Consider the following 11,634-nt stretch of genomic DNA (forward strand, 5'->3'; position numbering starts at 1 on the left):
GGTAACGCACAGGCTTATCCGATCTATCGGTCCTTCGATGTGGCGAGCGTTACTTGTGTGGCTTCCGAGCTGGTCCGGTGTGGCGATCGCCAGGAAGGCAAGACCGGATATTTCGATGCGGAGCTGCGTGACGTCGCCGGTGTGCTGGCGGCCCGGGACCTCTTCCCGGGCGCGTGGTTCTCCCATGGCGGCTCCGACTTTCGGGGCGCCGATCTGCCCAGTGACGTTGCAGCATTGGCCGGGCTGCTGCCCCTGCAGCTTGATGCGGAGGACCTCCTGGAGGGAGAGACTCTCTCCAGGGCTGTGACAGTGCTGGGTTCTGCGGTGTGGGGGCAGCTCGCGTGGATGGCGCTCACATGGCCGGCGGTACCGGAGCTCGGCCTCGGGCCCGAGCACGCACGCACGGGTGTCCAGGCCTGCTTCAACATCGACGCGAACCACGAACCCGTGGCGGGCCACACGGTCTACGTCCATGTCCATCCCGGTGACGAGGACAGAGCACGTCACCTTGCCCGCACCGTCGGACAGGACCTCATCGGCCCGCCCGAGTACGGCTGGTAAGGCCCGTCATCATTCCGGATCCGGCTGAACAGACGAAATGCGAGAAACGGGCATGCTGAAGAGCTCCATCCGGCTTCGAGAGCACCAGGTTGATCAAAGGAACGCCTTCCGGAAGTGGGTCGGATTTCCTGCAAGATCATCCGTGCCACCGCAGGGCGCCCGGGGCACCATCGTGTCCGCGACCGGCTCCGGCAAGACGATCACAGCCGCCGCATGCGCACTGGAGTCGTTCCCGGACGGCCGGATCCTCGTCACCGTGCCGACGCTGGACCTGCTCGCGCAGACCGCACAGGCATGGCGGGCGGTGGGCCACCGGGCGCCGATGGTCGCGGTGTGCTCCCTGGAGAACGACGCGGTCCTCAACTCGCTGGGGGTGCGCACCACTACGAACCCGATTCAGCTCGCCCTGTGGGCCGGGACCGGGCCCGTGGTCGTGCTCGCCACGTACGCCTCCCTCGTGGACCGCGAGGACATCACCGCAACCACGGGCCAGGGGAAGGTCCGCGGGCCACTGGAGGCCGCTCTGGCGGGCGGTGAGCGGCTCTACGGGCAGCAGATGGACCCGTTCGACCTCACGATCGTGGACGAGGCTCATGGAACGGCTGGTGAGCTGGCGCGGCCGTGGGCGGCGATCCACGACAACGCCCGCATCCCGGCGGACTTCCGGCTGTACCTGACCGCGACCCCGCGCATCCTGGCCGCTCCCCGCCCGCAGAGGGGCGCAGGCGGCCAGGAGGCGGAGATCGCGAGCATGGCCGACGACCCGGACGGGACGTACGGCGCGTGGCTCGCGGAGCTCGGGCTGTCTGAGGCGATCGAGCGGGAGATCCTCGCCGGGTTCGAGATCGACGTCCTGGAGATCCGCGACCCCTCCCCCGTTCTCGGGGAGTCGGAGGAGGCGCGGCGGGGCCGGCGCCTGGCCCTGTTGCAGACCGCGCTCCTGGAGCACGCCGCGGCGTACAACCTGCGTACGGTCATGACGTTCCACCAGAAGGTCGAAGAGGCCCGAACGTTCGCGGACAAGCTGCCCGAGACCGCTGCCGCGCTGTACCTGAACGACGCCTCCGACGCCGATCTGGCTGCCGCCGACAAGCTGCCGAAGTCCTCCATCGACGCGGAGTTCTACGAGCTGGAGGCCGGCCGCCACGTCCCCCCGGACCGCGTGTGGTCGGCGTGGCTGTGCGGCGACCACCTCGTCTCCGAGCGGCGCGAGGCACTGCGCCAGTTCGCCAACGGCATCGACGCGGCCGGACGCCGGGTCCACCGTGCCTTCCTCGCCAGCGTTCGCGTCCTCGGAGAGGGCGTGGACATCACCGGCGAGCGGGGAGTCGACTCGATCTGCTTCGCGGACACCCGCGGCTCCCAGGTAGAGATCGTGCAGAACATCGGTCGCGCGCTCCGGCTCAACAAGGACGGCAGCACCAAGGTCGCCAGGATCATCGTGCCGGTGTTCCTGGAGCCGAACGAGGACCCGACCGACATGGTCGCCAGTGCCTCGTTCCGCCCCCTTGTCGCCATCCTCCAGGGGCTCCGCAGTCATGATGATCGACTTGTCGAGCAGCTCGCCTCCCGTGCGCTCACGAGCGGCAAGCGCAAGATCCACGTCCGGCGGGACGAGGACGGGCAGATCGTCGGGGCCGGCGGCGCGGGCGACGGCGAGGACCAGGAGGAGGAGGACGACGACACGCAGGCCGCCGCCGAAGCGGCCCTGCTCCACTTCTCCAGCCCACGAGACCCGGCAACCATCGCAGCCTTCCTCCGCACCCGGGTCTACCGGCCCGAGTCCCTGGTGTGGCTGGAGGGCTACCAGGCGCTGATCCGCTGGCGGAAGGAGAACGAGATCACCGGCCTCTACGCCGTTCCCTACGACATCGAGATCGAGGTGGGAGCCACGAAGGCATTTCCGCTTGGCCGATGGGTCCATCAGCAGCGGAAGGCGCTACGGGCCGGGGAACTGGAGGAGCGGCGCAAGACCCTGCTGGACGCGCCCGAAGCCGGGATGGTCTGGGAGCCGGGCGAGGAAGCCTGGGAGAACAAACTCGCCGCGCTCCGGTCCTACCGGCGCGCCATGGGACACCTCGCACCCCGTCAGGACGCCGTGTGGGGCGAAGGCGAGGGTGAGGCGATGGTGCCCATCGGGCAGCACCTCGCCAACCTCCGCCGCAAGGGCGGCCTCGGGAAGGACGCGGAACGGGCCCGCCGGCGCGCGGCGCAGCTGACGGAGATCGACCCGGACTGGGACTGCCCGTGGCCGCTGGACTGGCAACGCCACTACCGCGTCCTCGCCGACCTCGTCGACGCCGACGGCCACCTGCCCGACATCGCACCCGGCGTGGCCTTCGACGGCGACGATCTAGGCAAATGGCTGGCACGGCAACGCAAGGCGGTCACCTGGGCGCAGCTGTCCACCGCGCAACAGGAACGGCTGTCCCAGCTGGGCTTGAAGCCCATCCAGCCGCCATCTCCGGCCACAGCTGCCACCCGCGCGACGAAGCCGGGCAAGGCGCAGCAGGCGTTCCAGCGCGGCCTGACCGCCCTCGCCCAGTACGTCGCACGGGAGGGCGAGTCCACGGTGAAGCGGACCCACCGAGAGAAGATCGTCATCGACGGCCAGGAGCACGATCTGGCCTTGGGGATCTGGTACTCCAACCAGAAACAACGCCGGGACAAACTCACCGCCGAACAACTCGACGCCCTCCGGGAGCTGGGCATGGAGTGGGCATAGGAGGCCGGGGTTTGCAGTTTTTCCGTCGACCCGTGGCTGGTGGCCCCATAACGGGTGAGGCCGATTGACGGTTATGGGAGTTGCAGATCAACAGACCGGGTGGGGTATGGGCGGCGGAAATCGGAAGTTGGCGCCGTTAGAGGCGGGGGTGGTTTCCCTCGCAGGTGGGGTGTGGCGGGTGGCACCGCTGCAAGGCGAGATGACGCAGTCGTTTCTGAGTCGGGTGGCTGCACGCTATGGCGTGAGGCTCAGGGATCTGCTGGCGGCAATCGCTGAGGTAGGCGGGCTGTCGAACATCACCGGTCAGACGCGGCTGGACAGTGAGGTTTATCTGAACCGGCAGGCTCGGGATCGGGTATCTCAGTTGTGCCGAGTGCCGGAGCGTCATCTGCGGCGGGCGCTGCCTGCCTGGGAACAGGAGGAGCCTCGAAAGCGGTTCGCCTCAGGGCCAGCGGCGCAGTTTCATCACACTGCGGAGAAGGTTGTGCCCTGGGGGCCGGCGTGTCCGGAGTGCGCGGCGCAATCAGCCGGGCGCGCCGAGTGCGCGCGCTTGTATTTAGAACCGCAGCAGCGGGTGTGCGCGCTGCACCGTCGGTGGCTGATGCAGGTGCCGGGCACGGCCGGCCGAGTGGTGAGGTTGCCGACGGGGGGCGAGCAGTGGGTGCAGGCCCATCGTCGTCATGCGAGGTTGCTGCGTCGTTCCTCGGTGGCTGTGGAGGCGTTCGAGGTGGCTGCAGCGGTGACTGCCTCGTGGTGGTGGCAGGCGTGGTCGCGGGAACACGTGTGGTCTTCTCGGCTGCGGAGCTTGGGCAGTGGGCGGATGGATCCGGAGGTGTGGCGGGTCCTGGCGCGGGAGTTGGTTACGTATCCGGAGACGGTTGCGCTCGCCACGCTGCTGGCTGATGACGCGTTCCGGCAGTGCCTGATCGCGGACGCGCGGGGACATCTGCCGTTTCGGCTGGCTGATTTGCCAGTGCTGCTTTCGGCGGTTGCGCGCTGTGTGCGGCGCTCCTGGTACAGGGAGCAGTTGGCGGATGAGACGTCGGGGCCTTTATTCGCTTGGGCGTATCAGTGCGTGCGGCCGCCGCGTCGCACCGGGCATGGGGAGCAGGCGCTGTGGGCGGTCGCTCCGGCGCACCGTCTACTTCCGCTGGTTGACGAGCTCGCCGCGCGGATGTCTGTCGGGGACGGCGGGCAGAAGGTGGAGGGCAAGAGACGGCGGGGGCTCAACCGGCAGTCGGATGAGTCCTTCACGGCCGGCTTGGCGCATGCGGGTCAGTACGTGCGCGAACACGGGAACCTTGCTGTTCAGAAGGACACCATGGTGGGGTCCTTCCGGCTTGGGGAATGGCTGCACAATGTGCAGACCAGGGCCTGGGCGCTGTCGCCGGATCGTGTCCGGGTGCTGACGGCTTTGGACCCGTGGTGGAACGTTCCCTGGTCGGTGCAGTGGCAGCGCTCGTACTACCGGGCGCGCGATCACGCCGCCGTGGACGGTTGGCCGGATGCAGCCGCAGGATTTGCCGGGACCGCTGTGCTGAACGGTGAGTGGCTGTATCTGCAGTGCACCCAGTACGAGGCTCTCCATCCTGAGCAGCAGCGTCTGCTGGCGGACATCGGCGTCACGGCTGAAGCCGCCCGTACTGCTCAGCCGCGGCGGGCCAGCATGCGGGCACGTTTCGAGACAGGGTTGGCGCACGCCCGGGTCTATGCCGCCAAGCATGGCCACCTGGCGGTCTCCGGTAAAGGGGCGGTGCACGATGGGTATCCGCTGGGGGCCTGGCTGGGGGCCCAGCGCAGTAAGGCGCAACGGGCTGCAAGGCCCACCGAGCGCTCCCGCGCGCTTGCTGCCGTCGACCCGTGGTGGAATCCGCCCTGGCCGCTGTCATGGCAGAGATCCTTCGCACAGGTCCGTTGGCTGGTGCAGGACGGACACGCACTGAATGCGCTGCGTGGCTTTCCGGGCCTCGAAGCGGAGTCCGCGCTGTGGCTGTCGCACCAGTGCGCCGTGTACGGAAGTCTGCAGCGTGATCAGCAGTGCCTGCTGGCCGGTATCGGCATCACAGCTGAGGAAGCCGGCAAAGTCCCCATGACGGCAGAGGAGGCCAAGGCCGCCAGCCAGGCCGCAGCACGGCTGGGTGGCTCAGCCGGCTTAGCCAGCGCCCGTTCCTTCGCCGCGGCATACCGGCACTTGGCGCTGCCCTTCGACTATGTGCATGAGGAATATCCGCTGGGCCGCTGGCTGGTAGCACAGCGCAGCAAGGAACGCCGCCACCTGCGGACGACGGGAACCACCTGGCCGCCCGGGCTGCACCTGACTGAGCTGGACCCCTGGTGGAACCCGCCATGGCACTTCCCGTGGCAGCGCCACTACCAACAGGCCCGCACGCTGTGGCAGGAGGGCAGGCTGCTCCTGCCCGGCCAGCACGCCAGGCCCGGCGGCCGGGACGAGGATGAAGATCCGCTGATGGCGTGGTTGCGTCGGCAGTGCGCCCGGCACGATGTCCTGCTTCCCGCGCAGCAGAACCTTCTCGCCGACATCGGTATCACCGCTGCCACCGCCAGCACCGTCACCGCGTCCCTCACCACTCCCGCCCTGGGGGAGATCGGGCTGGCGCAGGCTCGTAGCTACGCGGCCGAGCACGGGAACCTGGCCGTGACCGACCGCACCCGCCACAACGGCCAGCCCCTGGGAAGCTGGCTACTGCGCCAGCGCCAACGCGCCGCCGACGGGCGCATCGAGCCCTCCCGCCTCGCCGCGCTCAACGCCCTCGACCCCTACTGGAACCCGTCCTGGCCCCTCACCTGGCAACGCGCCTACCACCGGGCCCGCGCCGCCACCGACAGCAACGCCCTGACCAGGACCGAACGCCGCTGGATCAGGACACAGGCACAGCTGTGGGACAGCCTCCACCCCGCCCAACAGCAACTCCTTGCCGCCCTCGGCACCGCTGGCCCTGCCGCCGTGCCCACGCCGGTCCGGACGGCACGCCGCTACCCGCCAGGCGAGGGCCTACCCCACGCCCGCGCTTACGCCACCCTGCACGGGCACCTCGCGGTATCCATCCATACCTACCAGGATGGTTTTCCCCTTGGACGCTAGCTCGTGCAGCAGCGCGGCAAAGCCCGCTCAGGCCAGCTGTCCGCCCACACCCTGCAAGAACTCACCGTCCTGGACCCGTGGTGGAACCCACCCTGGCCCTACACCTGGCACCGCACCTGGCAGCAATACCGCGCCACTATCAGCAGGAACGAACCCGTCCCCGACGCACTCCAACGCTGGGCCGCGCAGCAACGCACCCGCCGGCACACCCTCCACCCTCACCAACAACGCCTCCTCACCCGCATCGGCATCACCGGATGAGATCGCGGTGTTGAGCCTGAAGGCTCTGGCGGGGACAGCAACGAAGAGGTAAGGCCGCGCCGTCAGCGCAGCCGGTTCCGCTGCGTCACGTCAAGCGGGAGACGTAGGCCGGCGCGAGGGCTCGAACTGTGGATTCGGGCAGGTCACCGCTGAGGGCCTGTACTGCCATGTCGACGCCGGGTGTGGTGGGTCCACCGAAAATGTCTTGGAGGAGCTGCAGGCCTTCCCGGGTGATCTCGCCGACTCGGGGATCGTCGCTCAGGCTGGCAAAAATGGCTGCGACCTGAGCCACGGGGATGGCTCGGATGATGCGCAGGACGTCGCCGGCATCCTTGTTGGTGAGGCGTGCGGGGCGGTCATCCGCTTGCTTCAGGCGGTCGTTGATTTTGAAGGCCTTGGCCACAAGGAGGGCGGCGGGGCCGGCGACGTTCACGGTGACCGCTCGGGTGTCGGACGCCTCGAGGCTTGTGATGGCCATGGGTGAGCGGTCGACGGCAGCGACTTCCAGGCCCGGGACCCATCGCGCTGACATCACACCGTGCGGGGGGATCTTGACGCTGCGACTGCCGATTCTGGGGGCCAGTCCCTTGGCCATGAGCAGGTCGAACTCGACCGGAACCTCGCGGTCGCCGATCTGCTGAGTCCGCGCCCACAAGCCGGGCTGGTTGTTACGCAGCAGCTCGAAGCCCGCCTCCTGGAGCGCTTGATCGAGAAGCGGGGCATTCAGCAGGCGGTCGGGGTCAATGCTGATGTCGCCGTCGGAGGTGAAGGGAGAGGTCCGCAGGGCGGCCTCGGGTGTGCGCAGGTATACGGCCTGCGCGCCGACGACGGTCAGGGCGTCGAGCTGGTCGCTGAGGGCGGTCAGTCCGTCCAGGAGGACCCGGCGCGCAACTACGTGGAGCTGCTGGGCATCCACGCCTTCAGGAACTATGGCCATTGTCTCCCCACCCTTGCTGACTGCACAGGACAGCTGAGCTTAGGCGGCCTTCCAGTCCTTGATCGTGTGAATGTCCAAGTTCCTCCACTGTTCGTGGGCGGCCATTCTCTCCAGGACTGCTTCGCCTTCGGCCGGTAGACGTCCGGGACCGCTGAGACAGTCGAGGGCGAGCTGGCTGAGTGCCACATGCCGCAGGCCGCCGACAGTGCGGGAATTCCAGAAGACCACGGGGTCGTGGGCATCGAGGAAGAGCACGTCAGCCTGCTGCTTCACCTCAAGAAGCCCCAGATGGTCCACGAGTTCGTCGGAGAAGTGGTCAGGGCGGATGTAGACCATGAGTTGCCCGCCGACGGACAGCGGAGCCACCTCCCGTGCGGCGTAGGAGCCGGTGATGGCGATGAGGTGGCGGGAGGCGAAGGCGTTGCGGAGCTGGTTGAGCAGGTAGTCGATGCCGTTGGGAGCGATGAAGCCGCTATAGGGATTCAGGTTGAGCAAGTGGGAATGCTCTGCCCGGGCGCGCAGCAGCCCCTGCCAGTTGACCGTGTGGATGGTGCGACCATCGCGCCGGATCAGAAGCTGGTCCTCGAGGGCCCCCAGAAGCCGGGAGACATAGGCGAGGCTGAGCCCGGTCGCCTCGGCAAGGTCGCTGGCACGGTAGGGCGGCCTTACGTCCGCCAGGATGCGCACCAGGCGTTCGGCCTTCGAGCCCGACAAGGTCACCGCCGACGAGGACGGCGAGGCGCTGCGCGGGGCTCGCATCTGGCCCTCGGTGTAGATGAAAATGGCCGGACGGTCCGCCCGGATCCAGACGTTGCGGGTCAGGTCCAGGTAGCTGATGCCGTGGGCGCGCAGGAGATCCTGGGTCTTGGGAGAGATCCAGGGAGCCATGACCATCAGCGAGGTGAACGAGTTCACCTGACGGACCAGGTGCAGCTTGCTCAGGAGCTCGGTGTTGACGGTGCGAGGCGTGAGTGAGGACTTCAGGTCCACCACGTACCGGGTGGTGTGGCCCAGATCGGTGGAGCGGATCTCGATGACGCGGTCCGTGTACCAGTCAGTAGCATCCTGCTGATGGCCGGGGGCCGCCTCAACCGTCCAGCCCTCGCCGAAGAGACCGCGCAACCGCTCCAGGCCCGTATCGAAGAGTTGCCTAGCCGACTCCTCTCCGTCACTTTTCAGGTCCACATCCACTCCAATGGTTACTTAAAGTGACAACTTGCCTGGTTGGGGAACTTTCCTTAACTAAGCAAGCTCCATTTGCAGGCAAGTTAACTCTACTGCTCATGTTTCCTTGGTTAAGCAAGCTCGAAGATCGAGCAAGTTTCCCTCCCGGCGGTTCCCCCAAGGCGGCAGCCAACGCCGCAGGCGGATCGCATTCTCACAGGACAGAACCGGGCGCCCCGGCGTCCCGGCCCGCCGGGCGGGATCCCACCCGGCCAACAGACGTGATGCAGGACCGGTGGCCGGGCCGGCTGCTCGTCGCCCTCAGCGGGCCCGCGGCGCCGGGGTGAACATGCCTGACGGGCCATCGAGGAACGTAGGGGCGGCGCAGCGCTGCGAGGGAGGATTACACCGATAGGTCGACACCGAGCTAGGGCAGTGGTTCGGAGAGTCGATCGAGTTCGTTCAGCACCGCGTTCAGTCCTCGTCTCTTCCCAGCCGGTAAGAGACGGGCGCCCGGTGCAGCTCAGCGCGCTTTCATATCCTCGGAGGGTGGCAAGAGTCCGATTTCTCGTGCGGCCTGCAGGTCGGCGTACGCCTGTGTCCGCCCTACGTGGGTGGCTGGGCAGACCAACGCCGTGATCACGCGCCGGGTAGGCCAGTCGGCAGGTGCCTCCCAAACGATCTCTGCCGTCTTCTCGATCCGGGGTAGGTAGATGGACCACCACTTGGGCCCGCAGCGGCGCCGGAGCTCCTCCAACAGTGCGGTCTGTCGGCTGTCCGCCGGGCTTGTGCGCATCGTGCTGCCTGGCGACCAGCCAGCGACTGCCCACGTCCAGCCCTGCGATGACTGTTCGAATGCGTCATCGGGCATCGTTGCGAGCGCGAGCGGCAGCGCGAGCTTGCGGGCGGAGGCCCGGACGTAGTCCTTCTCCACGCCGGAGGAGAGCCCGGCAACGGAGGTCGCGTTGTCCGGCTCGATGAACCCGCCCTGTTCGACTTCCACCGCGGTGCACATCTCGATCTTTGTGGCGGCGCACCGCAGGCTGATACGGAATCGAGGAGGAAACAGCCGTCCCGCCACTGATACCAGTGCTTCCTCGTACCAGGGTTGATCACCGTCATGGTGCGCGGGCTCAACGCTCATACCTCCGGTCCAGTACGTGTTCACGACGACCTCGCACCGGGCCAGAGGCCGCCGACCAAAAGGCCGAGCGTCGTGGTGACACCGAACGTGCCCGAAGCCGTACGAACCGCGGGGACAAGGGGGTCATGACTGGCCTGGGAGAGGACCATGGAGATCAACGCGGCGACGAGGCCAACCACGATGGCCCCCAAGATGTAGTGGAGTGGAATCTTCACTCGGCCACTCTCTCGCCCCAAAGCCCCATAAATCCACGCCCTCCGGTCCGGGGAACCAGCTTCGAAAAAGCGGACAACCTGCGAGCAGGGAACACGCCCAGTTTGTTCGAATCCAGCGGCGATCACCTGTCGCCCTCGGGCACTGGTCAGACAGCTGAGACGCCAGGCACACAGCGTATGCCGGGCTCAGGCAGCCCAGCCGATGGAGGAGACGTTGCCGTACGCGTCGTACTCGGAGCGGGACTGCTGCACGCGTAGGTGACAGCGGGTTCTATGCAGCCAGGGCTGCGGGTGGGGTCATGATGGCTTCGTACTCGATGGGGGTCAATCGGGCCAGGCGTTTCTGACGCCGGCGTCGGTGGTAGGTGCGCTCGATCCAGGTGACGATGGCGATCCGCAGTTCCTGGCGGGTGGCCCAGGTGCGGCGGTCGAGGACGTTCTTCTGCAGCAGCGCGAAGAAGCTTTCCATGGCCGCGTTGTCGCCGGCGGCACCGACTCTGCCCATCGATCCGATCATGCTGTGACGTGCGAGAACGGCAACGAACCTCCGGGAACGAAATTGCGACCCTCGGTCGGAATGCACGATGCATCCAGCGACCTGGCCGCGGCGGGCGACGGCGGATTCCAGGGCTTTGACGGCAAGGCTGGACTTCATCCGGGCGTCGATGGAGTAGCCCACGATGCGGCTGGAGTACACGTCCTTGACCGCGCACAGGTAGAGCTTGCCCTCGCCGGTGGCGTGCTCGGTGATGTCCGTCAGCCACAGCCGGTTCGGCCCGGCAGCAGTGAAGTCCCGCCGGACCCGGTCGTCGTGGACCGGCGGGCCGGCCTTGGTGTTCTTGCCTCGGCCTCGGCGTTTGCCGAACGCGCTCCACCAGCGGTTGTCGCGGCAGATCCGCCAGGCGGTCCGCTCGGCCATGGCCTCACCGGCCGCCCGGGCCTCGTCGGCCAGGAAACGGTGTCCGAACTCCGGGTCGTCGCGATGCGCGTCGAACAGGGCGTCGGCCCGGTATGCCTCGGCCCTCTCGGTGTCGGTGACCGGTGAAGCCAGCCACCGGTAGTAGGGCTGGCGGGCCAGATTGAGCACCCGGCACGTCACCGCCACCGGCACCCGGTCAGGGGCAGCGGCGGCGGCCAGCTCGCGGACGAGCGGGTACATCATTTTGACGGCAGGTTCGCCTGCGACAGATACGCCGCAGCCCTGCGCAGTACCTCGTTCTCCTGCTCCAGGAGCCGGATGCGCTTACGGGCCTCGCGCAGCTCGGCCGACTCACCCGACACCGGCGCGGGCTTGGCGCCGCCCTCGTCGGTGTCGGCGCGGCGCAGCCACTTCGACAACGTGATCGGGTGGACGCCGAAGTCGGCGGCGATCTGTTCCAGCGTGACGCCGGGCTCGCGGTTGCGTGCGACCCGCACGACGTCCTCGCGGAACTCTTTCGGATACGGCTTGGGCACTGCAACATCCTTCCAGGCCGCCTCTCAGCAAGCCAGGTCAGGTGTCACCTATCCGTGCAGCAGTCCCCA

General features: G+C 67.7%; 8 protein-coding genes. 4 read left to right on the forward strand and 4 right to left on the reverse strand.

Going from position 1 to position 11,634, the window contains the following annotated elements; all coding sequences use genetic code 11:
* The 4 genes from P8A18_RS34195 to P8A18_RS34210 all read left to right on the forward strand — a co-directional run.
* Positions 1-561: hypothetical protein (locus P8A18_RS34195; RefSeq protein WP_306061724.1), on the forward strand; the 561-nt coding region annotated here is incomplete at its 5' end.
* A gap of 52 nt (positions 562-613) precedes the next feature.
* Positions 614-3,286 carry a DEAD/DEAH box helicase gene (locus tag P8A18_RS34200; RefSeq protein WP_306061726.1) on the forward strand — a complete coding sequence of 891 codons (2,673 nt, stop codon included), beginning with the start codon at positions 614-616 and terminating at the stop codon, positions 3,284-3,286.
* 178 nt (positions 3,287-3,464) lie between these two features.
* A complete protein-coding gene (locus P8A18_RS34205; protein WP_306061728.1) occupies positions 3,465-6,389 on the forward strand; it encodes a Helicase associated domain protein in 2,925 nt (974 codons plus the stop codon).
* A gap of 3 nt (positions 6,390-6,392) precedes the next feature.
* Positions 6,393-6,650 (forward strand): hypothetical protein, encoded by a 258-nt coding sequence (locus P8A18_RS34210; protein ID WP_306061730.1) that lies wholly within the window; start codon positions 6,393-6,395, stop codon positions 6,648-6,650.
* Between the two features lie 85 nt (positions 6,651-6,735).
* Here the strand turns inward: P8A18_RS34210 and P8A18_RS34215 are convergent, their stop codons facing one another.
* From P8A18_RS34215 to P8A18_RS34230, 4 genes are all read right to left on the reverse strand, one after another.
* A complete protein-coding gene (locus tag P8A18_RS34215) occupies positions 6,736-7,566 on the reverse strand; it encodes a hypothetical protein (protein WP_306061732.1) in 831 nt (276 codons plus the stop codon).
* A 60-nt stretch (positions 7,567-7,626) separates the two neighbouring features.
* Positions 7,627-8,778, reverse strand: a complete 1,152-nt coding sequence (locus tag P8A18_RS34220; protein ID WP_306061734.1) for a helix-turn-helix domain-containing protein — start codon at positions 8,776-8,778, stop codon at positions 7,627-7,629.
* A gap of 496 nt (positions 8,779-9,274) precedes the next feature.
* A complete protein-coding gene (locus tag P8A18_RS34225; protein WP_306061736.1) occupies positions 9,275-9,895 on the reverse strand; it encodes a hypothetical protein in 621 nt (206 codons plus the stop codon).
* A 486-nt stretch (positions 9,896-10,381) separates the two neighbouring features.
* Positions 10,382-11,565 (reverse strand): IS3 family transposase gene (locus P8A18_RS34230; RefSeq protein WP_306053333.1). Its coding sequence is split into 2 segments (ribosomal slippage): positions 10,382-11,275 and positions 11,278-11,565, totalling 1,182 coding nucleotides; the frame shifts between segments, so codons are not numbered across the junction.
* Positions 11,566-11,634 lie beyond the last annotated feature (69 nt).

Origin of the sequence: Streptomyces sp. Mut1 (assembly GCF_030719295.1) — a bacterium.
Taxonomy (GTDB): domain Bacteria; phylum Actinomycetota; class Actinomycetes; order Streptomycetales; family Streptomycetaceae; genus Streptomyces; species Streptomyces castrisilvae.

What these genes read in the sequence shown, in the direction of transcription:
- P8A18_RS34225 (WP_306061736.1), bottom strand. Translation starts at nt 9,895, where the DNA reads ATGAGCGTTGAGCCCGCGCACCATGACGGTGATCAACCCTGGTACGAG.
- P8A18_RS34200 (WP_306061726.1), top strand. Translation starts at nt 614, where the DNA reads ATGCTGAAGAGCTCCATCCGGCTTCGAGAGCACCAGGTTGATCAAAGG.